This is a genomic window from Reinekea blandensis MED297 (assembly GCF_000153185.1).
GTDB lineage: Bacteria > Pseudomonadota > Gammaproteobacteria > Pseudomonadales > Natronospirillaceae > Reinekea > Reinekea blandensis.
Map to the genome: position 1 here is coordinate 142,868 of NZ_CH724155.1, position 23,184 is coordinate 166,051.

The following is a 23,184-nucleotide window of genomic DNA, read 5'->3' on the forward strand; positions in this document are numbered from 1 at the left end:
AATCTAAAGCGCCTTCTGAGGGTATAAGTCATGTCTGAAGAGCTGAATGGGCTCAATCGCGGCACCACCAGCCTGACCCTGATGTTGATGGGGTTCGATCATGCACTGGATAAAAAGCTAGTCCAGCTAAAAGCTGCCTTGCGGGAGCAGCCGTTTCATCTGGATACCTTCCAGGATGCGATGACGCAGGTGGAAACGGTCTATGACGAACTGGAAGGACAGACACAACACAGTATCGATACCTTTCGGGCCCTGTTTCAACAACTGCTCGATGAACAGGGGCAGACTATTCTTTCTCCGTTGAACAAGGAAACCCCTCTGCTGACGGATCTGCTCAGTATTGCCGAACCTCTGGCGCGGCACTTTCGAACCCTAAGCCGGTTCGATCCTGCTGAGCCCGGTTCACCAGATCTGGAAGACGTACGAAAGCGATTAACCGTTCGTTTTAAAGCATTGATTGAAACGCTGATGTTGATGGGCGACACCAGCGGAACCTTAACGCAACTGACCAGTCGCCTTGATGAAAACCCAAACTGGTCGATGCTCGATGAACTGGCTCAAAAAACCATTCACTTGCTGAACGACCGTCTGCAGGAAGAAAAGCAACAATTCGAAGGGTATTTGTCTGAACTGAATGCCAAACTGACGCGCATTCAGCAGATTGTTGAAGCCGACTCCACCACCCTCGCTGAGTTGAAGGAGCTGCACGCCAGCTTTAACGACAGCATTAACGCTCAAATGCATGAAGCAAGGGAAAAGATTGATCGGCACTATCAGGTTGAAACACTGAAAAGCGAGTTGCTAACGTCGCTCGATAGCATAGCCAGTCGCCTGGAAGCCTATCAATCCAGTTATGAGTCAAAACTGCAGACCCTGCAAAAGAGCAAAGCAGAAATGACGGCTCACGTCATCGACCTGGAAAAAGAGAATCGCAATCTGCTAACCGAGCTGCACAAAGAACGACAACTGAGCATGTTGGATCCGTTAACCGGGCTGCCAAACCGACAGGGGTTCGACCGACGCCTGAGCGCCGAATTGGCCAGAGCGGAACGCTATGATCAGGCACTCAGCATTGCCATCATCGACATTGATTTCTTTAAACGCATTAACGACGAGTTCGGGCATCTGGTGGGTGACAAGGTGTTGAAAATGATGGCCAAGGAAATGAAGCGGGTCTGCCGAGAGTCGGACTTTCTGTCCCGGTTTGGTGGCGAAGAGTTTGTCTTGTTGCTGCCGCAGACAACGCTCGAAGAAGGACTAACCGCCGTTGATAAGCTTCGCCGTCATGTTGAAACCCGTCCGTTCCACTATCAGAACACACCCGTCAACCTGACGGTATCAGCCGGGGTCGCACAGAGACAGGTTAATGAGACGTTGGAATCCTGGCTCGACCGGGCTGACGCCGCCCTGTACGTCAGTAAGCGAGAAGGCCGAAACCGGGTCACCAAAGCTAATCAGTGAGTACTTACTATCATATAAAATCACACAAACAGGTGATTCATGGTGCGAATCAGCTGTTGAGTGTTGATCGGTTTGGTTAAAAAGTCGTTCATTCCGCATTTCAGGCACCGTCGGCGAACGTCATCCAAAGCATGGGCGGTTAACGCCACAATCGGAATCTGAGGTAAGGCATTCGCTTTCTCATATTGGCGAATCAGCTTTGTCGCCTCATAGCCATCCATTTTCGGCATTTCGCAATCCATGAGTATGAGATCGTAACTGGCTTCCGGATTCATTCGCTCAGAGACGGATTGACCGCCCTCAGGGACAACCGTCACCGAATGCCCCAGTTTTACCAACAAACCCTCAATAACCTTTTGATTGACCACATTGTCCTCGGCCACCAGGATGGACAACGATCGGGACAACGCCGTTTCAACGTTCGCGGTCGGCGGTGCGCTCAGTGTCCGGGTCTTCAGTGGCAACTGTACGGTAAACTCAGACCCTTGATTCTGCTGACTCTGCACGGTGATGGTTCCGCCGAGTAGATCCACCAACTGCTGACTGATCGCCAAACCAAGCCCGGTGCCGCCATAGACACGACGCTTACCAACATCCACTTGCTGATAGGCATCAAACAGATGCGCGATTTCGTGACTGGCGATGCCAATACCGGTATCTCTGACCTGAATCGACAAATACGGATGGCCGTTGCGCCGGGTTGAGGATAATGACACCACCACCTGACCCTGATCGGTAAACTTAATCGCATTAGAAATCAGGTTCGTTGCGATCTGCCGAATACGCTGAGCATCACTGAGAATCCATTCAGGCACATTCGGATCAATCGTCAGTTTAAAGTTCAATGATTTCTGATTGGCCTGAGCCCGGAACAGTTCAACCTGATGTCGGAAAAGGTCCTGTATATGAATCTGTTCTTCAACGACGGTCATCTTTCCGGCTTCAATCCGCGAGTAATCCAGAACGTCGTTCACCAGGTTCAACAAGGATTTCCCGGAAGACTGGATGGTTTCGATGTATTTTTTCTGCTCTTCATCCAGTTGTGTTTGATCGAGCAGGTCCACCGTTCCAAGCACTCCGTTCAATGGCGTACGAATTTCGTGACTGATCTGCGCTAAAAAGTAACTCTGTGCTTCGGCCTTGAGCTGTTGTTTTTGTCGTTCTTCCCGTAAGACTCGAATCCGATGCGCCAAAGCGAAACTCAACAACATAGCTTCGGCAAAAGCAGCCGCTTTGGACACCATCAGCGGTGGAACAGGCAACAGGTTGGTACCGGTCAATACCAGTACCAGGTATAGATTACCGACAGCAAAAACCACCCACGCCAGAGTGAAATACCGCGCGGTCACCAGTCCCTTAAAGGCCGCATAAACACCAATCAACACCGCCATAAGCAACAAGGTGCCCATCAACGGAACCGTCCAGCTGTCGATGGGCAGGCCGGGGTAGTACAGCGCCAACGCGATAACCGCCAGCATGATTCCGATCATGACCTGAATAATCCGGTTCAGCAGGGGCAGTTCAGACTTCAGATTGAGAAAATACGTAATAAACAGCAGCCCGAAAATGAGCGAACCCGCCGACAACAAAGTATCCGGAATGGGCGAGTAGGCCATACTTTCCGGCCAGACATGTTGAAAAATATAGCCATCCAATGACAGATGCAGACAGGCAAAGGTGGTGATGAAAAGTACGTAATAGAGGTAACTGACATCACGGACCGTGGCGAACAAAAACAGGTTGTATAACGCCATCGCCAGGATAACGCCGTAAAACATCCAGTTCACAACGTCCGCTTTCTGCAGTGGTGCCCAGAAGTCATTGGCTGGGTAAAGCTGCACAGGTACGTAAAACGAACCTTCTGTTTCTATTCGAATGAGAAAACTGGTGGGCTCTGAAGGTTGGTTATAGATTTCCAGCGGTACGATGAAGTAGCGATGATCCTCTTCACGATTGCTGAAGGCTCGACGGGTACCGGAACGGTAAACCAACCGGGGACCGGTATCGGGAAAGACCTGATAAAGATCGATGTAATCGAGCATCGCGGTTGAGACAATCATGTCCCACTGTTTATAGATAGACGCCGATGCATCAATGTTCAGCCGTAACCAATACGGGCTGTTAACGTATCCGAGATTCAAAGTCGGTTCATCGACCGAAGACCATCGATTCGCCCATTCCGGCAGAACAATCTCAAAAGGTGAGTACTCACTATTAGGATCCGGCAGGATTTCCAGGTACTCACCCACATCCGAAAAAGGATCATTGTCGAGCACAATCACCTTCGGAGCGACATTTTCCAGTGCACTCACTTCGGTCATCATGGTCAACAGTATGATTGAACAGGGCCACAGCCACTCAGTTAAAAAACGCCTCAATCCCTGATTCCTTGTTTCTTATATCCGAAACGCTGCTTGCACAGCGGCCTTACAACGATGCCGTCAATGATGTTTCAGGTGTTCACCTGGCAATCGAGTCAGCCACCGATTGTATCATCAGATCCGGAGAAACGGTGATCTGCTGAAAACTCCAGCAACATCCAGCGATCACAACCATGATGGCCGGTATCAACAAGCGGCGATGGTAATGACATAAAACCGGCTTGACGGTACAGCGCCTGTGCGCGATCCATTCGCACCAATGTTTCCAGATAGCACCACCGATAGTGGTGTTCAGCATAGGCCAGCGCTTTCGTTAACAGCGCTCGTCCCACACCCTGTCCCCGAGCCTTTGGATGAAGATACATTTTTCGTAACTCAGAAACCCCGTTTATTGCCGGCTCCAATGGCGCAATACCAACACCACCCACAACCTCACCAGAATCATCGACTGCAACCCAGTAAGCGTGGCTGGGTCGATCATAAGCCCGATACAGATCAGCCATTTCCGGGTCAGATGACGCAAAACCCGGGCGGTCGGCATCGAACTCACCGAGCACGGTTCGGATCAGGGCCGCCATCGCCTCATTGTCGTCAGCGCTCAGGGACCGAATACGGTAAGAAGACATGGAATCCACTGGTAACTCTTTAAAAATGGAGGGCTTAAAGTTAACAGCCATCAAAGGCCAATACCAGATCCATCCTAATGCCGAAATGGAAGGGAAAAGCTTGAGTACCGTTGAGAACCGGTTAAAGTAAAAACCATTCTAAACCCAGTAACTGGCTGAAACATTGCCAAGAGACCCTGAGATGCCTATCCAGATTGGTGAAACTGTCCCTTCCATCACTGTTCACGAATGGCGTGAGAATCAACCACAACCCCTTTCTACTGACAGCCTGTTTGCAAATCGTCGAGTCGTTCTGTTCGCTCTACCCGGTGCCTTTACGCCAACGTGCAGTGCTGCTCATTTACCCGGGTTCGTTGTCGCTGCCGATCAGATCAAGCAGCAGGGCATCGATGATATTCTCTGCTTAAGCGTCAATGATGCATGGGTCATGCACGCGTGGGGGGAGCAGCAAAATGCGGAAGCCATTCGCATGATTGCCGATGGCAGCGCCGACCTCAGTGAAGCCATGGACCTGGCGGTCGACTTAACCGAAAGAGGCATGGGTGTCCGATCTCAGCGTTACGCGATGGTCATCAATGACGGCATCGTTGAATGGTTCGGGCTGGATCAACCCGGCTCTTTTGAGCAATCCAGTGCAGAAGCCGTGTTAACTTATCTGGGCAAGGCATGACCGATCGTACGGTTTTTTACCAGACTTTGGCCGGAATCCCCCAGGGCTATTACACCAGCTATGGTCGACTGGCAGATTTATGTGGTGTGCATGTGCGGCAAGTTCAGGCTTGGTTGAGAACCCTTCCGCGCGATACCGAACTGCCCTGGTTTCGGATCATTAACAGTCAGCGAAAAATAACTGAACATCCCGGAGCCCCCCGCCAATATCAGCGCTTAGCGGAAGAAGGATTGATTCCAGATGACCGCGGACGCTTTCCCCTGGATCGATACTGGCCGACATCTGCGCCGGCTGGTCAGAACATTAAGGAAACCCAAGTTCGCTCATGAACATAACCATTCGCCCCGTTAATCAGTCAGATTTAAACGCTCTGGTGACCATACTCAATCACTACATCAGTAAGACAGCCGTTACCTTCGATACGCAAACCTACACCGCAGAAACACGAATGCCCTGGTTTTCACAGTTTGCCGAGACTGGTCGCCATCAATGCCTGGTCGCTGAAGCAGACAATGGACAGATACTAGGCTATGCCAACAGCGGAACTTTGCGCCCAAAAGCGGCTTACGATACATCCGTCGAAGTCAGCGTTTATACCGATCATCAGAACTCGGTTAAGGGTCTGGGGTCAAAGCTTTACGAAGCCTTGTTTCTTCGGCTGGCAGATGAAGATGTTCACCGCGCACACGCGCTGATTACCCTGCCAAACGATGCTTCCGTAGGGTTGCATCGTAAGTTTGGCTTTTACGATGTTGGCACTTTGCATGAAGCAGGACGAAAGTTTGATCTCTACCACTCTGTACTATGGATGGAGAAAAAGCTGCGATAGCGTTCTTTTTGTTATTGATGCTCCCCCTAGCCTTCTCAATGTTCCACGTGGAACATCTTTCAATACAAAAAAGCCCGGATCAACCGGGCTTTTAAATTATGGAGCGTGAACGAGGTTAATAATCCAGATTCGACACCAGAAGAGCATTGCTTTCGATGAACTGGCGCCGAGGTTCAACGTCATCGCCCATCAACGTGGTAAAGATCTGGTCCGCGGCAATCGCATCCTCAATGGTCACCTGCAGCATACGACGCGCTTCCGGATCCATGGTCGTTTCCCACAACTGATCTGGGTTCATTTCACCCAACCCTTTGTAGCGCTGAATTTGGTACCCACGACTGGCTTCCTTCATCAGCCATTGAATAACCTCTTCAAAGCTGCTGATTTCATGCTTCTTGTCGTTACGCTGGATGTAAGCACCCTCTTCAATGAGATCCATTAACACCTCACCCAGACTGACAATGGCGTCATAGTCATTACTACCGAAGAACGCATGCGGTAAGACGTATTCAGTCATCAACCCATGGGCGGTGGCTTGAATTTTCGGTAACCACAGATGTCGTTCCGTATCTTCAGTGATGACAATCTGATACACGGTGCTGCCGCTGGTAACGTCCAGGAAATCCTCGCTCAGACTGTCGACCCATTCGGCGACGGCCGCCTGGTCTTTGAGCATGTCCACAGTCAACCGTGGCTTGTAGATCAGGCGCTGAAGTACGTCTTTCGGGTACACCCGACTCATCTTATCGATGCGCGCATGCACCTCATTAAACTGGCTGACCAGATTCTCAAGCTGATGTTCGGTAATTGCTGGGGCCGTTTCATTGACATACAGTGATGTGCCATCCAGAGCCTGTGACAACAAATACGACTCCAATGCAGGCTCATCTTTAATATAGGTTTCCTGCTTGCCTTTTTTGATTTTGAACAACGGCGGCTGTGCAATGTACACATGTCCGTTTTCAATCAGCTCCGGCATTTGACGGAAAAAGAAGGTCAACAATAACGTTCGGATGTGTGAACCATCCACGTCGGCGTCGGTCATGATGATAATGCTGTGATACCGAAGCTTCTCAACATTAAACTCTTCACGGCCAATACCGCAGCCCAATGCTGTGATCAGCGTACCGACTTCGGCCGATTGCAGCATTTTATCGAAGCGGGCTTTCTCAACGTTCAGAATCTTACCCTTCAATGGCAGAATGGCCTGCGTTCTCCGATCACGTCCCATCTTAGCGGAGCCGCCAGCGGAGTCACCCTCCACCAGATACAGTTCAGACAGTGCTGGATCTTTTTCCTGACAATCCGCCAACTTACCGGGCAGGCCGGCAATATCCAACGCCCCTTTACGGCGGGTCATGTCCCGTGCCTTACGCGCCGCTTCCCGAGCCCGGGCCGCGTCGATCATCTTTCCGACCACAACCTTCGCTTCGTTCGGATGCTCGATCAGATATTCAGAAAATACCCGCGACATCTCTTGCTCGACTGCCGGTTTCACTTCGGAAGACACCAGCTTGTCTTTGGTTTGGGAACTGAACTTCGGATCCGGCACTTTGACCGAAATAATGGCCGTTAACCCTTCGCGGGCATCATCACCACTGGTTGCGACCTTCTGCTTTTTCAACAGGTTTTCCTGTTGAATATAACTATTCAGTGTACGTGTCAGCGCGGCTCGGAAACCCGCCAGGTGAGTACCACCGTCGCGCTGAGGAATGTTGTTGGTATAGCTGAAGATGTTTTCCTGATAGCTGTCATTCCATTGCAGCGCCACTTCAACACCAATGCCGTCTTCTTCACGTTCAAACGAGAAATGAAAGACTTCATTCAACGTCTGCTTGTTCCGATTAAGATAGGTGACGAACGCCTTCAGGCCACCTTCGTAATGAAAGTAATCTTCCTGGGCGGTACGTTCATCTTTCAGTCGAATCGCCACTCCCGAATTCAGGAAGCTCAGTTCGCGAAGTCGCTTGGCCAGGATGTCATAAGAATACTTAATGTTGGCAAAGGTACCTGACGACGGTAAGAAGGTAATCTTGGTCCCGGTGGTGTCTGCATCGCCAACGACTTTCAATGGCTCAACCGGCACGCCGTGACTGTAATCCTGTTCATGCACCTTACCACCCCGGCGAATGGTCAACTTCAGCTCTGCGGACAGTGCATTCACAACTGAAACCCCAACACCGTGAAGACCGCCAGACACCTTATAAGAGTTGTCGTCAAACTTACCGCCGGCATGCAGGACGGTCAGGATCACTTCAGCGGCCGATCGCCCTTCTTCTTCATGGATTTCCGTCGGAATACCGCGACCATTGTCTTCAACACTCACAGACTCGTTCGGGTGAATCGTCACGGTAATTTCAGAACAGTGCCCTGCCAGGGCTTCGTCGATCGAGTTATCGACCACTTCAAAAACCATATGGTGAAGACCGGTGCCATCGTCGGTATCGCCAATGTACATACCGGGTCGCTTGCGCACGGCATCCAATCCTTTCAGTACCTTAATACTGGAGGAATCGTAATTATCACTCATTATGGGTCTCCAAATGCCATCTCCGATCCGATTTCACCATGTTCCACGTGGAACATACGAACCTGATCCGGGTGTTTCCAAAACGTTTTTAGGGGCGCAGGATCTACACACGTCATAAAGACCTGACTCTGCAATGTTTCCATCAGCGCGCCCAATCGCTGAATATGATGATGATCCAGTTCTGCCGGCAGATCATCGATCAGAAAAACCGTCGGCTGATTCTGTTGCCGCTGAAGATACAGACTCTGAGCAATCTTAAGCGCACAAACCACGAGCTTTTGCTGTCCACGAGACAGTTCATCCGCCGCGTTAACCTTATTTACTTTAATTCGCATGTCCGCTCGCTGCGGACCGGACTGGGTATACCCTAACTTCATATCCCGATCACGCTGCTGTTCGAGCACCTCATTCAGAGGCTTCTGTCGGTCCCAGCCACGGTAGTAATGAATCCTCAGTTCCGGAAGACTGACCAGCTGATTGAGTACATCGTGAAAACAAGGAACAAACCCTTCCAGATACTGCTTACGATACCCGTCGATTCGCTCCGCTGCTTCGATGTATTCTCGCTCCCAGACCGCCAGTTGCGAACGCTCTATTCTACCAGAACGCAGCAGAGAATTGCGGTTTTTGAGGCTTTTTTGCAACCGTTGCCAATCCTCATGAAACGCTACCGTCTGATGAAAAACACCCCAATCCAGGAACTGTCGTCGATCGCCAGGACTGCCTTCCAACAGTGCAAAACTGTCCGAATGAATCAGTTGCACAGGCATCAAATGGACCAGCTGAGCCAGAGAAGCAAGTGACTCGCCATTGAGTCGAATCTGCACCTGGCCTTTCTGTGTGCGTCGTACGCCCAATCGTGAACCGTCACCCAGCTCACCGGTGACCAACAACTCTTCTAACTCATGAGACACGACGGTGCGCGTCCTCGCGAGCTTGAATGAGCGCGCCATCGCTAACAGATGGATGGCTTCCAATACTGAGGTCTTACCAGCGCCATTATCGCCGTAAAAGACGTTGACGCCGGGAGAGAGGTTAAGGCGGGCACTCGCCAGGTTGCGAATGCCCTGAAAGGAGAGCGTTAAGACGGCCACGCCAGCAGCGTCAATTACAGTCGCATTGGCATGACAACATACATGGACGAGTCATCATCGAAGTCGGTCAACAGCGCCGATGAGTTTGCATCGGCCAACACAAATCGAACCTGCTCACCACGAATAACATTCATCACATCCAACAGGTAACTGACGTTAAAGCCAACTTCCAGTTCCGGACCGCTGTAATCAACTTCAACCGCAACTTCAGCCTCTTCCTGCTCTGGGTTATTGGCTTTAACGACCAGTGAACCTTCACTGAGTGACATCCGAACGCCGCGGTACTTTTCATTCGCCAGAATGGCTGCTCGGCTGAAAATGGCCTTCATCACCTGGCGGTCACCGACCACTTCTTTATCGCCACCACGCGGAATGACCCGTTCATAATCCGGGAACTTACCGTCGACCAACTTGGTAGTGAAAGTGAACTCATCGGTTGTCGTACGCAAATGCGTTGACCCGATATAGAGTTGCACGGGCTGATCGTCATCGCTCAGCAATCGATTCAGTTCGAGAATACCCTTGCGCGGTACAATAACCTGCTTACGTTCCGGTACATTCAAACCGTCAACATGACGGGAACTCATGGCCAAACGGTGACCGTCGGTCGAGACCGTACGCACCAGCGATTGATTCAGTTCCACAGACATACCATTCAGATAGTACCGAACGTCCTGCTGTGCCATGGCAAAGGCGGTCGCATCGATCAGCTGGGACAGCAGATTCTGAGGCAGGCGATATTCCTGAGCGTTCTCATCCTGCTCGATATTCGGAAACTCAGTGGCCGGTAAGGATGACAGCGTAAACTTGGACCGACCACTGGCCACCTGCACCCGATCTTCAGTCTGCTGTAAACTGATGATGGCGTCTTCAGGCAATGATCGAACAATATCGAGGAACTTTTTGGCGGGTACGGTAATCGCACCATCACTGGCAGGCTCACTGAGCTCGACACGCCCGATCAGCTCGACCTCCAGATCCGTACCGGTCAGCGCTAACTGATTACCCTCGACCTCCAATAACACATTTGACAGAACCGGCAGCGTTTGTCGTTTTTCCACGACCCCGCTCACCAGTTGCAGGGGTTTCAGCAGCTGTTCACGTGCTAGAGAAAATTGAATCATGAGGCCTTATCCGTTGTCTCGTCAGGTGGTCAATGTTCGCAGTAGATTACTGTAATCTTCGCGTATATCTTGGTTGGTTTCACGTAATTCTTTCACTTTTCGACAGGCATGCAACACCGTGGTGTGGTCGCGTCCACCAAAGGCGTCACCGATTTCCGGCAAACTGTGTTGAGTCAGTTCTTTAGACAATGCCATGGCCACCTGTCTTGGCCGGGCAATACTGCGAGAGCGCCGTTTGCTGTGCAGATCAGAAATCTTGATCTTATAGTATTCCGCCACTGTCCGCTGAATATTATCAATGCTGACCTGCTTATCCTGTAACGCGAGCAGATCTTTCAGCGCTTCTTTCACCAATGCGGTATCAATCGGTGCACCGATAAACTGCGCATTGGCAATGACCCGTTTTAATGCACCTTCCAACTCGCGCACGTTTGATCGAATTCGCTGCGCAATAAAAAAAGCGGACTCAGCCGGAAGTTTGACTTTCGCCTGTTCCGCCTTTTTCATCAGAATGGCAACGCGGGTTTCGAGATCAGGAGGTTCGACCGCCACAGTCAAGCCCCATCCGAATCGGGACTTTAAGCGATCTTCCAGGCCGTCAATTTCTTTGGGGAACCGATCACAGGTCAGAATCACCTGCTGATTACCTTCCAGCAAGGCGTTAAAGGTATGAAAAAACTCTTCCTGAGATCGGTCTTTTTTAGCAAAAAACTGAATATCATCAATCAACAGGGCATCCAATGATCGGTAGAACCGTTTAAACTCCGCCATTGCGTTCAATTGCAGCGCTTTTACCATATCCGCCACAAAGCGTTCAGAGTGCAGATAAACCACCTTGGCGGTTGGATTGTTAGCAATAATCTCATTACCAATCGCCTGCATAAGGTGGGTTTTACCCAGGCCCACCCCGCCATAAATAAACAGCGGGTTATAAGCACCGCCGGCGTTTTCAGCGACTTGCTGACTGGCGGCCAGAGCGAGTTGATTCGACTTACCTTCAACAAACGACTGAAAGGTAAAGGCTTTATTAAGATAACTCTGCACTTTATTGCGGCCGCGGCTGGACCCTGTGGTTTTAACCTCAACACCTTCAGAAGGCACAACAACTGAGCGAGCGGTGTCGGTTGATGAACCGGCAACACCAGTATCCGGCATCGACTCAGAGGTACTCGGGCTTTCCGCTACTGCGGGTGCTTCCACCGACACCACCGGTGCCGATCGACTGGTATCGTTGGTGTCTGACCGAGTTGAGGTAAAGGATCGCGAAGCACCTTTGCTACGGACTTCGATCGCAACCTGCCCGTCGTACCCATACCCTTCAGCAATGACCTGAATACGTTCCAGATATTTATCCCGAACCCAATTGGCAATAAACCGGTTAGGTGCACATAACAACAGTGCCTCGGCCTGCTCAGACAACCCGAGCGGCTTTAACCAGGTATTGAATTGGTGGGAAGGCAACTCACTGCGCAACTGATCAAGGCATTGTTGCCAGACTGTGTCCAACACTCAGGACTCCGGAACGTTAAAACGGCCGGCCATTTTAACTGCTCACCGTTAGGGTCGCTACCCTGACATACATATTTTACTCACAACCTTTTGAATTACCTGAGTGCTCTGGCTCGGTTCGACCAGAATGGCGAAAAACCCCTCTACCAAGGGGTTTTACGGCCAAAACTACGCCATTAACCTAACCTTAAACAAGGTGTGTATAACCAGAGTTATAACTCTGTGCACAAGACTGTTTATGAAATTGTGCACCATTTATTGTGCATAACTAGATGAGTTGTCCACGCTTCGTACTCAGGCTATCCGCCCTTTGTTCTGAGGTTTTACCAGACATAATATTTATTTAAGTAATTGTTTTTTAAGGAAATTTTAGATTTACACACAGAAAACAGCCTGCTCTATATATAAAAACAAAGAACAAGAAAAACATATAAACCAATATACTTTATATTCTTAATAATCCGTTCTTCGACTCAAACGATTTGAACAGGCCTGTAAGATCGATCTTCGATAAGGTTTAAAAATCCAGGTTTGATTAAAAAAACAGCATTGATTTGGTGCGGTAAAGTCTTTAGAATCCGCCGTCCAAATTTGAAGTGATCAGATTTTAGGGTTCTAGCATCTGGTTACATAAAACCCTTACGTTGCTGTTTCAACTCAGTAACCTGAAAGAGATCGGTATCATGAAACGTACATTTCAACCTAGTAATCTTAAGCGCAAGCGTTCACACGGTTTCCGTTCACGCATGGCTACGAAAAACGGCCGTAAAGTTCTGGCTCGTCGTCGTGCCCGCGGTCGCGCTTCTCTGAGTGCCTGATCACTGAACCAAACATGTCAGTGATGCAAAAACCGTTTGGCTTTCGACGCGACTTGAGACTCTTGTCTCCCGCGCAGTTCCGAACGGTTTTTGACCAGGTCGACGTCAAAGCGCCTGCCGAGCACTGTCTGCTGCTTGCCCGCCATAACTCTGAAAATCGCCCTCGTCTCGGGTTTATCCTTTCTAAGAAAAACGTTCGTCTCGCGGTTCAACGAAATCGTATCAAACGTTATGCCCGCGAATATCTGCGCCTCCATCAACAGGAATTACCGCCTCTGGATATCATTTTCATGGGACGGAAAGGACTGGGGTCTTTAAGCGATGCAGAACTGCACCGGCTGGTCCGCAAACAGTTTGAAAAACTCAGTCGTCGCGCCAGGTCATGAAAAGCCTGATGAGACGTTTTTCGCTCTGGCAAAAATGCCTGACCACAGGTACCATTTCGGCGTTTTTTTCACTATAAAACCCACCGCTCATAAGTGGTCACCCAACTGGATTCAATTATGGACGTACGCCGTATCGCCCTGATCGCTGGACTAGCGATTGTTTCTTACATCATGATTCTGCAATGGTCGAATGACTACTCGCAAACCAATCCTGTCAATACCGCTGACGCTGTCATTGCGGGTGATCTGAACTCCGACAATGCAGTCGCCTCTGAGGTTCCGACCGGTAACCCGGATGTGGCAAATGACACCCAGGCAGGACAGGCTCCCGCGACCTCTCAGGTGAATGGTGATGTGATCAGTGTGCGCACTGATACCTTGGATGTACGGATCAGTCTGGACGGAGGCGACGTCATCTATACCGCCCTGCCGGAATATCCATACAGCCTGGAAACGCCGAACATCCCTTTCCGCATGTTTGAGAACAATACGACCCGTACTTACATCGCGCAGAGCGGTTTGGTGGGTGAAGATGGTATTGACCGCCAATCGCGCGCCCGTTTCAGCGCCGAACAGTCTACTTATGAGCTTGGCGATGCCGATCAGCTGGAAGTCGTGCTGACGCATGAAGCCGACAATGGCTTAGTCGTGAACAAAGTCTATACCTTTAATCGTGGCGCTTACGTCATGGACGTACGCTTTGATCTGACCAACCAAGGTTCAGATACGCTGCGAACCAACTTGTTTGGACAGTTGCGTCGTGACCGTTCGCAGGATCCGAGTGCCGGTAGTGGCATCGGTATGCGCTCATACTTGGGGGCAACCTTCTCTACTGAAGACTCTGCCTACGAAAAAGTGAAATTCGGCGAGTTGGATGACGGCCGCTTTAATGGTTCCAAGGTCGGTGGCTGGGTGGCCATGCTGCAGCATTATTTCTTGTCAGCCTGGATTCCGTCAGCAAATGACAATAACGCTTTTTACGGTCAGAAAGGATCTACCGGAGACTATTATGTCGGCTTCCAGGCACCAACGGTGGTTGTCGGACCCGGTGAGTCTGTATCTACCGGTGCTCAGCTCTATGTAGGACCGAAAGATCAGGATCAGTTGGACGAGCTCGCAGACAACCTGGAAAAAACCGTCGATTACGGTTGGTTGTGGTGGATCGCCCAACCTCTGTTTTGGTTGATGCAGTTCATCCATGGTCTGATCGGTAACTGGGGTTGGTCCATTGTGTTGATGACATTGACGGTGAAAATGGTCTTGTACCCATTGACGGCCTCGTCTTATCGCTCCATGGGTAAGATGCGTAAGTTTGCGCCGGTCATTTCGGAACTGCGTGAACAGTACGGCGATGATCGCCAGAAGATGAGTCAGGAAATGATGAAGCTGTACCAGAAGGAAAAGTTGAATCCTCTGGGTGGCTGTTTGCCGATGCTGGTTCAGATGCCGGTCTTTATTGCCCTGTACTGGGTGTTAATGGAATCGGTTGAACTGCGTCAGTCTCCGTTTATTTTCTGGATCCAGGATTTGTCGCTGAAAGATCCGTTCTTTGTTCTGCCCCTGCTGATGGGGGCATCCATGTTCCTGCAAATGCGTATGCAGCAACAGCCAACCATGGACCCGATGCAGCAGAAAATCATGCAGTTCATGCCGGTGATGTTTACCTTTATGTTCCTGTGGTTCCCAGCGGGTTTGACTCTGTACTGGTTCACCAACAACGTGATCACCATTGTTCAACAGTACATTGTGAATAAAAATATTGAGCGGGATGAAGCGAAAGCCAAGGCGAAAACCTGACCGCTGATTAAACCAACAAGGCAGTCCGGTTAAGCCGGTCTGCCTTTTTTTATGCCTTCAGAAATGAAAGTCGGCATACTGGGGCGGGTGCCCTATCACTCTTCAAATTGTTCAGACAGGCCGTTATATGATTGCTTCTAACGATACGATTACTGCCATTGCAACACCACCGGGAAGGGGCGGTGTTGGTATTGTCCGGGTCTCCGGTAAAGCAGCCACTGCCGTTGCTGAAAAAATCCTGAAGAAACGGCCTGAACCACGTTATGCCCACTACGGTCCTTTTTATCATCCGACACAGGGTGATGTTATTGATGAAGGTATCGCGCTGTTTTTCCCGGGGCCGAACTCCTTTACCGGTGAAGATGTGTTGGAACTGCAAGGGCACGGTGGTCCGGTGATTCTGGAGTTATTGTTAGAAGCCGTCTGTTCTCTTGGATGTCGTTTGGCTCGTCCGGGGGAGTTTTCAGAACGCGCTTTTCTGAACGATAAGATCGACCTGACCCAGGCCGAAGCGATTGCCGATCTGATCGATGCCAGTTCCCGCGAAGCGGCGCGTTCAGCGGTACGCTCGCTACAGGGCGATTTTTCCAATGCAGTGCATCAGTTGGTTGAACAGTTGATACAGCTGCGGATATACGTTGAAGCCGCCATTGATTTTCCTGAAGAGGAAATCGACTTTTTGTCCGATGGTAAAGTGGAAACGGATTTACGTCAGGTGATGAGCCAACTGGCTGACGTACAGGCAACGGCCAATCAGGGCAGTCTGATGCGTGATGGGATGACGGTCGTCATTGCCGGCCGCCCTAACGCCGGTAAATCCAGCCTGCTCAACGCGCTGTCCGGTCAAGAACGGGCCATTGTCACGGACATAGCCGGAACCACGCGTGATGTCTTAAAAGAGCACATTCACATCGATGGCATGCCGTTGCATATTATTGATACCGCTGGGCTGCGCGATGCTCCCGATGCGGTCGAGCGCATCGGTGTTGAGCGGGCCTGGGCTGAGATCGAAACCGCGGACCGGATCTTACTGATGGTTGATGCGACCGACACCGATGCTGTGGATCCTGAAACCATCTGGCCGGATTTTATGCACAGACTGCCTGAACGCGCGCAACTGACGGTGATTCGGAACAAGATTGATCAGACCGGTGAAGCAGCGGGACTGAATATGGATTCTGCGGTTCCTGTCATCCGGTTATCCGCGCAAAACCGAGCCGGGGTCAATCACTTACGTGATCACCTGAAGCAGTTAATGGGCTTTGAAGGTAACCATGAATCCGGATTTATTGCTCGTAAACGTCATTTGGATGCCCTTCTGAGGGCTGCAGAGGCACTGGACAATGGTCTTGCTCAGCTGTTGGGACCAGCCGCCGGGGAGTTGTTGGCCGAGGACCTGCGAGTCGCTCAGAACGCCCTGAACGAAATAACCGGAGAGTTCAGTCCCGACGATTTACTGGGCCGAATATTCAGCTCTTTCTGCATTGGTAAATAAGGCATGAGCGAGGCTTATCCACACAACGTTTTACCGGTTGTTGCGGGCATTCTGGTGTCCGCTGATCGGGTACTGTGTGCCCGCAAAGCTGAAGGCACATCGATGGCGGGGTGTTGGGAATTTCCCGGTGGCAAAATTGAAACAGGTGAAACCCCAGAGCTAGCCTTACATCGTGAGTTAAAGGAAGAACTTGGCATTATTGCCGACATTGGCGACTATTTCGCCGACAATCATTATGTGAGTAACGATCGAACTCTGCACTTAATGGCGTATTGGGTGACTCGTTACTCGGGTGAGTTTACCTTGACGGACCACGACGCATTGCATTGGTCGAGCCTCTCCGGTTTGTCGGATCTGAACTGGGCACCTGCCGATATCCCCATTGTGGATAAACTGAAAGAGATTAAGCGTTTTCCGCAAGTCTGAGCACCATGCAGTGTTCATTAATATCTTCACCGTTCACCCTGAGGGCGGCCGGCAAAGTCCCCCAGATTTGAAACCCGGCCTGTTGATAAACCGCCAATGCGGCGGCATTGTCCGTCGCCACTCCTAACTGAAGGTAGTCCACGCCTGCCCATTGGCGAGCCTGCTGTATACATTGCGATAGCAGATGTTTCGACAGTCCCTGACCACGAAAATCCGAATGAGTAAAAACCGAGAAGATCGATGCATAATGCCGGCATTTCGGTGCCATTTCTCGCACAAGACTGGAAATGCTGATTAAGTTGCCCTGATAAAAGGCACCAAAGGTGATTTTGTCGACGGTGGTTTTACAGCGATCCTGAAAGAAGCTGAGAGGCTGTGCAGATTCGGTTTCATAACTGGCACCGAAGGCTCGCGGCACCTGTTTCAGAGCCAAAAGCCGGAGTTTCCGAAAGCCCTGGGCATCCGATTCGGTTAGTGTTCTGAACTGGAACTCGGCGGACATGGTTACAGAGAGCCGTTCTGAACCAAGGTTTTTAAATCAGTCCACACTTCCATGGCGTTGGTTTCATTGACCAGTTCATGACGGCCGCCTTCATAGAGTTTGAAGGTTGTAGGAGGTCGGTTTGCCTGAGTCATTTCCTTCACCATACGCCGAATGCCTTTGCTTTGTTCGCCGACGGGATCATCCGTTCCGGAGAGCAGGTGCACCGGAACGGATTCAGGCCAAAGATGGTAACGAATGGATAGCATTCCACCGATGAAATCAGCCCACAGTTGGGTTGTACAATCGAACCCGCAATAAGGGTCAGCAATGTAGGCGTCAACCTGGTCATGGTCGCGGCTGAGCCAATCGAACTCAGTTCGATTCGGACGAAATGCTTTGTTAAAGGACCCGAAACTCAGTGCTTCGATGGTTGGACTGGTGACTCGTGGGCCTCGAACCAACTTGATTCCATTGACCAGCCATTTGGCGGCATTCAGTAACGGACGGTTGATGCGATTGGTGGACATGAGAATCAGCTGTGAAACCGACGTTGGATGCGTTTGCAGATAAGACTGACTGATAAACGATCCCATGCTGTGTCCGAACAGGGTAAGAGGTGCGCCTGGAAGTTGTTGCTTCGCCCAGGTTATGGTCTGGTCCAGGTCACCGATGACTTTTTCCCAGCCACGGCGATCGGCGTAATGGCCCAGGTCCTGATCCGGGCAATCCATCCCGTGACCACGATGGTTTAACGCGACAACGGCAATGTTTGATTCCGCTAACCAATCGGCCAGAGGCGCATATCGTTCACAGTACTCAGCCATACCGTGGGCGATCACCAGAATGTTATCCACACGATTGGGCCGCCACATGCGGACGGGAATGTCGTGATTATCCGGAGCGGTCAGAAACTCTTCAATGTACTGCATCGCGGTATGCTAGTCCTCTTTTTATAATGTTATCCACAACTATGCACAGGTTATTCAGGGTTAATCCCGAGTAAACTCACAGCTTAAGAGGTCTGGTGGTCATTTGCACCTCCTGAATGGCGCCTTATCACCTAAGACTGTGAGTCTTTTAGTTTGATGCGGTGATTCTGTTGCTCAACCTTGGCTTTCAGATATTCAGCGTTGAACTGATTGACATAAACACCGGTTTCAATGCGTTCTGTCACGTCAATGCCAGCGGCCACCAGTTCGTCGGCTTTGTGCGGGTTGTTGGACAACAGCCGGACCCGGGTTAGATCCAGTGCTTTCAGCATATCGATGGCTGGAGTGAAATCCCTTGAGTCGTGGTCGAAGCCCAGCATTTCGTTAGCTTTGTAAGTGTCGATTCCCTGATCCTGTAACGCGTAGGCGTCGAGTTTGTTGTACAAACCGATACCCCGGCCTTCTTGTCGCAGATACAGTAAAACGCCGCCCTCGGCCGCCATGATTCTCTGAGCTTCGTGAAGTTGATCGCCACAATCGCAACGTTGAGAGCCGAATACATCGCCGGTCAGACATTCTGAATGAATTCTCACTAATGGCGCATCCTGATCATTCGGTTGACCGTAGATAATGGCGATGTGTTCTTTATCGTCGTTGAATCCCGAAAAGCTGACAAATCGTGTCTGAATCGCCGCCTCGGTGAGTGGGACCGGGACATTGGCGCGAACTTTGGTCTTGGGATGTGCAGGCATGTTAATTCCGGGCTAACAGATGTGTAAGCATTATAGGGGTGATTTTTACGCATTAAAGGCGCAGAAGCCTGCAATTTTCTGCTTTAATGATAGTCAGAGTAATCGGGTCTCGCATTCCCCAAGACAGTCGCCTCTTTAATCAGCAAACAGGTGTCGACCGTCAAATTGAGACGCGTAACAAAGCAGGGGCAGCGAAACTCAACTTTATATAAGCGCTCCAGGGTGAATCAGTATGGCAACCTTTGCAGTAATCGGCGCTGGCCTGGCCGGTGTCAGTCTCGCTCATCGTCTTCATGAATCAGGACACCATTGTTTTGTCTTTGAAAAAAGCCGGGGACGCGGTGGTCGCTTATCCACCCGGCGGCGAGACGACTGGCAGGTTGATCATGGCACTCAGTATTTCACTGCAAGATCGGAGCAGTTCAAAGCAGAAGTCGATCGTTGGCAACAAAAAGGCTGGATATCCGTTTGGCCGGTAACGCCCTGGAAGCTCGGTCGGGAAACCTTAGTACCCTCCCCGGACGAGCAGATCCGCTATGTTGGATCACCAACGATGAATGCAATGATTCATGGTCTCAGTGACGGTTTGGAGTTTTACACCCGTACCCGTATCGATCGGCTGGAACGGGTCGACGGAGGCTGGCGGCTTTGGGATGAGCATGGTGAACAGTATGGGCAGTTTGATGCGGTATTGATCACGGCGCCACTGGCACAGTCTCTGGCGTTGTTGCCGGAAAACTCGGCGGCCCTGCCGGCGATGAAGCATGCGCGGATGAGCCCGACCTGGGCAACCGCGATCGCTTTAGATCAACCTTCTGGTATTGAAGCGGATGCGTTGTTCGCCAACGATGGCATTGTTACCTGGGCTTGCCGGGATTCGTCCAAGCCAGGCCGACCGGACAGCTATGAGACCTGGATGATTCACTTTTCCCCGTCCTGGACGGCCAACCATCTCAATGCCGATGGCGAGTTGCTGATTCAACAGTCGCAATTTCTATTAGATCGGTTAGCCGGGCATCCACTGTCGATCCATGATTATTTCTCACACCGATGGTTACACGCCCGTGCCAGTCATGATGCGGTTGTCATCCCGCAATGGGATTCGGCTCAGGCTATTGGACTGGCGGGGGATTGGACGCTGGGCAGTCGTCTGGAAGATGCCTGGATCAGTGCGCAAACGCTCGCTGATCAGGTTTGTCAGTCGTTCTCATAGTCTAACGGGTTAACTGTCCAGGTCATTATGCTGATCCCGATTCGCCGTTACCCGGTTCCATTGACGCGCCAGATTCGTCATCTGGGCATGCTGCTGACCTTGATGGTGCTGATCGAGATAGTGAACAGCCTCACCGGTAGGGCGTTGAGTGGGCTGGGTATTTTACCTCGTCATCCGGATAGCCTCTGGCACATACCCTTTGCGCCTTTTCTGCATGCCAATCTATGGCATCTGTTGAGTAATCTGACCATGCTGACGTTGTTTGGGTTATTGTTGTTTCAGCATGGTCTGGCCCGGTTCTGGTTGGTTACCTGGACCGTGACAGTACTGGGCGGCCTGGGAGTCTGGTGGTTTGGGCGACCGGCCTATCACATGGGGTCCAGTTTGTTGATCTTTGGCTATTTCGGATACTTGCTACTGGCTGGGATGCTCAGTCGGGAGTTGAAACTGCTGCTGATTTCCATCGGTATCGGGATCGTATATGGCGGCCTGTTGTTGGGTGTACTGCCACAACAACACTGGGTGTCTTTTGAAGCCCACCTGTTTGGTTTTCTTGCCGGACTGTTCAGTGCCGTGATCATGGGTCGAGCGCGGTCATAAGCGCTGATGTTCAGAGCCCAAACAGCAGTAACAGAAAGATAACCACCGTCAGCATAAACCCCTGTACGAGACCAACAGCTATGTAGGGCAATGCATGAGGTTTGGATTCGGGTCGACCTTCGGGCATGGGCATGAGCGGGTTCCCTATACGACTTTCGTATATAAGACTAAAGTCGATATCGAAACATTTGTCGATTACAGAAAATCACAGTACCGCCCTTGAACCTGCTAAACCTGCCGCCATTGCACCATGAAATGGCTGTTTCAGCTCTCCCCTTTAATTTGTGAAGAAGTGTGTCTATGTCCCGAATATCGATCGAAATTGTCTCTGATGTCATGTGTCCCTGGTGTGTCATCGGCTACAAGAATCTGGAAAAAGCGTTACAGGAACTGCCTGACATTGAAGCCGATGTTGAGTGGCATGCCTTTGAGTTAAATCCGCAGATGCCGCGTGAAGGCCAGAACATGCGCGAACACCTGATGGAGAAATATGGCATTACTGAAGCCCAGAGCGATGAAAACCGTGATCGCATTCGTCAGATGGGCGAAGCCGCCGGTTTTACCTTTCAGTTTGCGGACGATGGCATGATGATCAATTCTTTCGATTGTCACCGGTTACTGACCTGGGCTAAGTCCGAAGGAAAACAGACCGAGCTGAAGCTGGCATTGTTCAAAGCCCACTTTACCGACAATCAACGTCTGAACGATCCGGAGATCTTGCTGGCGGTTGTTGAGTCTGTTGGTTTGGATCGTACGCGCGCACAGGCCATTCTCGACAGCGATGAATACAGTGAAACCGTTCGTGAAGAACAGCAGCGCATGCATCAGATGGGTATTCAATCAGTCCCCACCTTTATTGTGAACCAAAAATACGCCATCACTGGTGGCCAGCCGCCACAAACCTTTGTTCAGGCACTGCGCCAAATCGACAGTGAGTCCTCACAAACACCTTGAGCGCTGTGATAAACTGCGCCGCAATTTTTACCCTTCACTACTGGAATAATTATGTCGAAATACGATACCCCGGAACTTCGCGTCAGCTATGGCATTGGTCGTCAGATGGGCGGGCAACTGCTGGAACAGCCTTTTGAAGGACTGGACATTGATGCCGTTACCGAAGGTGTGCTGGATGCTTTTAATCAGGTAGCCGACCCTATCGCGCCGATCGATATGCAGAGAGCCTATGATGTGATCCGTGAGCAGATGGCCAAAGCTCAGGCCGAAAAGGAAAAAGAACTGGCCGCCGAAGGCCAGGCTTTTCTCGATGAAAACGCGAAGCGCGACAATGTCACCGTCACTGCTTCGGGTCTGCAATACGAAGTTTTATCTTCCGGTGATGCCTCTGGCCAAAAGCCTGCGGTTAACTCAAAAGTGAAGGTTCACTATCACGGGACCCTGGTCAGTGGCGATGTGTTTGACAGCTCCGTTCAGCGTGGCGAACCGATTGAGTTTGCTGTGAACGGTGTCATTCCCGGTTGGACCGAAGCATTGCAGCTGATGGTTCCGGGCGACAAATGGAAGCTGTATGTTCCGCATAACCTGGCTTATGGAGCGCAAGGCGCAGGCAATGTTATCGGCCCTTATCAGGCACTGATTTTCGACGTTGAACTGCTCGATATCGTCTGAGTGTGAACAAACGACCGGACTCGCTATTCAGGAACATTCATGGCTAAAAAGAAAGCGCAATCGCTGTCAGACCTGGACAGTCTGTTCGGGTCGTCACGGGTTTACTCCACCGAAGACGGTCGCATTTGTCCTGATTGCGACCATCCGGTGGACGACTGCCAATGCCAGCGTGATATCGTGCCCGACGGTGATGGCATCGTCCGATTGCGTCGGGAAACCAAAGGACGCAAAGGCAAAGGTGTCACGCTGGTCGATGGTGTTCTGTTAGCACCATCGGACTTGAAAAAGCTGGCCAAAGAACTGAAAGCCCGCTGTGGTACCGGAGGCACGGTGAAAGACGGTGTCATCGAAATTCAGGGTGAACATCGCGATCTGCTGCTGAGCGTACTGACCGATAAGGGCTATCAGGTCAAAAAAGCCGGCGGCTGAGGCCG

General features: G+C 50.9%; 24 protein-coding genes. 14 read left to right on the forward strand and 10 right to left on the reverse strand.

Annotated features, from left to right (window positions below):
- Positions 1-30: 30 nt before the first annotated feature.
- A complete protein-coding gene (locus MED297_RS20070; protein WP_008048296.1) occupies positions 31-1,461 on the forward strand; it encodes a sensor domain-containing diguanylate cyclase in 1,431 nt (476 codons plus the stop codon).
- Positions 1,462-1,481: 20 nt separating this feature from the next.
- Here the strand turns inward: MED297_RS20070 and MED297_RS20075 are convergent, their stop codons facing one another.
- On the reverse strand, positions 1,482-3,839 hold the full coding sequence (locus tag MED297_RS20075) for a hybrid sensor histidine kinase/response regulator (RefSeq protein WP_154651024.1): 2,358 nt from the start codon (positions 3,837-3,839) through the stop codon (positions 1,482-1,484).
- Positions 3,840-3,937: 98 nt separating this feature from the next.
- Positions 3,938-4,468 (reverse strand): GNAT family N-acetyltransferase, encoded by a 531-nt coding sequence (locus MED297_RS20080; protein ID WP_008048299.1) that lies wholly within the window; start codon positions 4,466-4,468, stop codon positions 3,938-3,940.
- Positions 4,469-4,649: 181 nt separating this feature from the next.
- Between MED297_RS20080 and MED297_RS20085 the strand changes: the two genes are divergently transcribed.
- Genes MED297_RS20085 through MED297_RS20095 form a run of 3 tightly spaced genes read left to right on the forward strand, consistent with a single transcriptional unit; the run spans position 4,650 to position 5,967 of the window.
- On the forward strand, positions 4,650-5,138 hold the full coding sequence (locus MED297_RS20085) for a peroxiredoxin (protein WP_008048303.1): 489 nt from the start codon (positions 4,650-4,652) through the stop codon (positions 5,136-5,138).
- Positions 5,135-5,467: an MGMT family protein gene (locus MED297_RS20090; protein WP_008048305.1), complete on the forward strand. Its 333-nt coding sequence runs from the start codon at positions 5,135-5,137 to the stop codon at positions 5,465-5,467. Before MED297_RS20085 ends, MED297_RS20090 begins: the two co-directional genes overlap by 4 nt.
- Entirely contained in the window at positions 5,464-5,967 is a 504-nt protein-coding gene (locus tag MED297_RS20095) for a GNAT family N-acetyltransferase (protein WP_008048307.1), read from the forward strand. Before MED297_RS20090 ends, MED297_RS20095 begins: the two co-directional genes overlap by 4 nt.
- Positions 5,968-6,082: 115 nt before the next feature.
- On the opposite strand, the gene gyrB is transcribed toward MED297_RS20095, so the two are convergent.
- The 4 genes from gyrB to dnaA are packed head-to-tail and all read right to left on the reverse strand — an operon-like array spanning position 6,083 to position 12,224.
- Complete coding sequence (gene gyrB / locus MED297_RS20100) at positions 6,083-8,497, reverse strand: DNA topoisomerase (ATP-hydrolyzing) subunit B (RefSeq protein ID WP_008048308.1); 2,415 nt, start codon at positions 8,495-8,497, stop codon at positions 6,083-6,085.
- Entirely contained in the window at positions 8,497-9,591 is a 1,095-nt protein-coding gene (gene recF / locus MED297_RS20105) for a DNA replication/repair protein RecF (protein WP_008048310.1), read from the reverse strand. Before recF ends, gyrB begins: the two co-directional genes overlap by 1 nt.
- 14 nt (positions 9,592-9,605) lie before the next feature.
- Positions 9,606-10,712: a DNA polymerase III subunit beta gene (gene dnaN, locus MED297_RS20110; RefSeq protein ID WP_040557791.1), complete on the reverse strand. Its 1,107-nt coding sequence runs from the start codon at positions 10,710-10,712 to the stop codon at positions 9,606-9,608.
- A gap of 24 nt (positions 10,713-10,736) precedes the next feature.
- Complete coding sequence (gene dnaA / locus MED297_RS20115) at positions 10,737-12,224, reverse strand: chromosomal replication initiator protein DnaA (protein WP_008048323.1); 1,488 nt, start codon at positions 12,222-12,224, stop codon at positions 10,737-10,739.
- A gap of 683 nt (positions 12,225-12,907) precedes the next feature.
- Here dnaA and rpmH point away from each other — a divergent pair.
- The 5 genes from rpmH (at position 12,908) to MED297_RS20135 (ending at position 17,146) form a co-directional block, all read left to right on the forward strand.
- A complete protein-coding gene (gene rpmH, locus MED297_RS21980) occupies positions 12,908-13,042 on the forward strand; it encodes a 50S ribosomal protein L34 (protein WP_083779514.1) in 135 nt (44 codons plus the stop codon).
- 14 nt (positions 13,043-13,056) lie between these two features.
- A complete protein-coding gene (rnpA, locus tag MED297_RS20120) occupies positions 13,057-13,428 on the forward strand; it encodes a ribonuclease P protein component (RefSeq protein ID WP_202594577.1) in 372 nt (123 codons plus the stop codon).
- 117 nt (positions 13,429-13,545) lie between these two features.
- Positions 13,546-15,225: a membrane protein insertase YidC gene (gene yidC, locus MED297_RS20125; RefSeq protein ID WP_008048326.1), complete on the forward strand. Its 1,680-nt coding sequence runs from the start codon at positions 13,546-13,548 to the stop codon at positions 15,223-15,225.
- Positions 15,226-15,352: 127 nt separating this feature from the next.
- Positions 15,353-16,720: a tRNA uridine-5-carboxymethylaminomethyl(34) synthesis GTPase MnmE gene (gene mnmE / locus MED297_RS20130; protein WP_008048327.1), complete on the forward strand. Its 1,368-nt coding sequence runs from the start codon at positions 15,353-15,355 to the stop codon at positions 16,718-16,720.
- A gap of 3 nt (positions 16,721-16,723) precedes the next feature.
- Positions 16,724-17,146, forward strand: coding sequence for a (deoxy)nucleoside triphosphate pyrophosphohydrolase (locus MED297_RS20135; RefSeq protein WP_008048328.1), 423 nt, complete (start codon positions 16,724-16,726; stop codon positions 17,144-17,146).
- Here the strand turns inward: MED297_RS20135 and MED297_RS20140 are convergent.
- The 3 genes from MED297_RS20140 to ribA all read right to left on the reverse strand — a co-directional run bounded on the left by MED297_RS20140 (position 17,124) and on the right by ribA (position 19,311).
- Positions 17,124-17,648: a GNAT family N-acetyltransferase gene (locus MED297_RS20140; protein WP_008048329.1), complete on the reverse strand. Its 525-nt coding sequence runs from the start codon at positions 17,646-17,648 to the stop codon at positions 17,124-17,126. The genes MED297_RS20135 and MED297_RS20140 overlap by 23 nt on opposite strands.
- Before the next feature lie 2 nt (positions 17,649-17,650).
- Positions 17,651-18,559, reverse strand: coding sequence for an alpha/beta fold hydrolase (locus MED297_RS20145; RefSeq protein ID WP_008048330.1), 909 nt, complete (start codon positions 18,557-18,559; stop codon positions 17,651-17,653).
- 131 nt (positions 18,560-18,690) lie between these two features.
- Entirely contained in the window at positions 18,691-19,311 is a 621-nt protein-coding gene (ribA, locus tag MED297_RS20150) for a GTP cyclohydrolase II (RefSeq protein ID WP_008048331.1), read from the reverse strand.
- A gap of 232 nt (positions 19,312-19,543) precedes the next feature.
- Between ribA and MED297_RS20155 the strand changes: the two genes are divergently transcribed.
- On the forward strand, positions 19,544-20,524 hold the full coding sequence (locus MED297_RS20155; RefSeq protein ID WP_008048332.1) for an NAD(P)/FAD-dependent oxidoreductase: 981 nt from the start codon (positions 19,544-19,546) through the stop codon (positions 20,522-20,524).
- 27 nt (positions 20,525-20,551) lie between these two features.
- Entirely contained in the window at positions 20,552-21,124 is a 573-nt protein-coding gene (locus MED297_RS20160; protein WP_008048333.1) for a rhomboid family intramembrane serine protease, read from the forward strand.
- Between the two features lie 10 nt (positions 21,125-21,134).
- Here the strand turns inward: MED297_RS20160 and MED297_RS22675 are convergent, their stop codons facing one another.
- Positions 21,135-21,257, reverse strand: coding sequence for a hypothetical protein (locus MED297_RS22675; protein WP_272912045.1), 123 nt, complete (start codon positions 21,255-21,257; stop codon positions 21,135-21,137).
- A gap of 167 nt (positions 21,258-21,424) precedes the next feature.
- On the opposite strand from MED297_RS22675, the gene MED297_RS20165 reads away from it, so the two are divergent.
- From MED297_RS20165 to MED297_RS20175, 3 genes are read left to right on the forward strand one after another with little or no spacing between them, the layout of a single operon-like run.
- Positions 21,425-22,078: a DsbA family oxidoreductase gene (locus tag MED297_RS20165; protein ID WP_008048336.1), complete on the forward strand. Its 654-nt coding sequence runs from the start codon at positions 21,425-21,427 to the stop codon at positions 22,076-22,078.
- 51 nt (positions 22,079-22,129) lie between these two features.
- Complete coding sequence (locus tag MED297_RS20170) at positions 22,130-22,750, forward strand: BamJ family beta-barrel-assembly machinery protein (RefSeq protein ID WP_008048337.1); 621 nt, start codon at positions 22,130-22,132, stop codon at positions 22,748-22,750.
- Between the two features lie 39 nt (positions 22,751-22,789).
- The gene (locus tag MED297_RS20175) at positions 22,790-23,179 is read left to right on the forward strand and encodes a translation initiation factor Sui1 (RefSeq protein WP_008048338.1); all 390 of its coding nucleotides are present in this window, start codon (positions 22,790-22,792) and stop codon (positions 23,177-23,179) included.
- The last annotated feature ends 5 nt before the right edge of the window (positions 23,180-23,184 follow it).

Coding starts and splice junctions, on each gene's coding strand:
- MED297_RS20070 (WP_008048296.1), top strand. CDS start 31: ATGTCTGAAGAGCTGAATGGGCTCAATCGCGGCACCACCAGCCTGACC.
- MED297_RS20080 (WP_008048299.1), bottom strand. CDS start 4,468: ATGTCTTCTTACCGTATTCGGTCCCTGAGCGCTGACGACAATGAGGCG.
- MED297_RS20085 (WP_008048303.1), top strand. CDS start 4,650: ATGCCTATCCAGATTGGTGAAACTGTCCCTTCCATCACTGTTCACGAA.
- MED297_RS20090 (WP_008048305.1), top strand. CDS start 5,135: ATGACCGATCGTACGGTTTTTTACCAGACTTTGGCCGGAATCCCCCAG.
- MED297_RS20095 (WP_008048307.1), top strand. CDS start 5,464: ATGAACATAACCATTCGCCCCGTTAATCAGTCAGATTTAAACGCTCTG.
- gyrB (WP_008048308.1), bottom strand. CDS start 8,497: ATGAGTGATAATTACGATTCCTCCAGTATTAAGGTACTGAAAGGATTG.
- rpmH (WP_083779514.1), top strand. CDS start 12,908: ATGAAACGTACATTTCAACCTAGTAATCTTAAGCGCAAGCGTTCACAC.
- rnpA (WP_202594577.1), top strand. CDS start 13,057: ATGTCAGTGATGCAAAAACCGTTTGGCTTTCGACGCGACTTGAGACTC.
- yidC (WP_008048326.1), top strand. CDS start 13,546: ATGGACGTACGCCGTATCGCCCTGATCGCTGGACTAGCGATTGTTTCT.
- mnmE (WP_008048327.1), top strand. CDS start 15,353: ATGATTGCTTCTAACGATACGATTACTGCCATTGCAACACCACCGGGA.
- MED297_RS20135 (WP_008048328.1), top strand. CDS start 16,724: ATGAGCGAGGCTTATCCACACAACGTTTTACCGGTTGTTGCGGGCATT.
- MED297_RS20140 (WP_008048329.1), bottom strand. CDS start 17,648: ATGTCCGCCGAGTTCCAGTTCAGAACACTAACCGAATCGGATGCCCAG.
- MED297_RS20145 (WP_008048330.1), bottom strand. CDS start 18,559: ATGCAGTACATTGAAGAGTTTCTGACCGCTCCGGATAATCACGACATT.
- ribA (WP_008048331.1), bottom strand. CDS start 19,311: ATGCCTGCACATCCCAAGACCAAAGTTCGCGCCAATGTCCCGGTCCCA.
- MED297_RS20155 (WP_008048332.1), top strand. CDS start 19,544: ATGGCAACCTTTGCAGTAATCGGCGCTGGCCTGGCCGGTGTCAGTCTC.
- MED297_RS20160 (WP_008048333.1), top strand. CDS start 20,552: ATGCTGATCCCGATTCGCCGTTACCCGGTTCCATTGACGCGCCAGATT.
- MED297_RS22675 (WP_272912045.1), bottom strand. CDS start 21,257: ATGCCCATGCCCGAAGGTCGACCCGAATCCAAACCTCATGCATTGCCC.
- MED297_RS20165 (WP_008048336.1), top strand. CDS start 21,425: ATGTCCCGAATATCGATCGAAATTGTCTCTGATGTCATGTGTCCCTGG.
- MED297_RS20170 (WP_008048337.1), top strand. CDS start 22,130: ATGTCGAAATACGATACCCCGGAACTTCGCGTCAGCTATGGCATTGGT.
- MED297_RS20175 (WP_008048338.1), top strand. CDS start 22,790: ATGGCTAAAAAGAAAGCGCAATCGCTGTCAGACCTGGACAGTCTGTTC.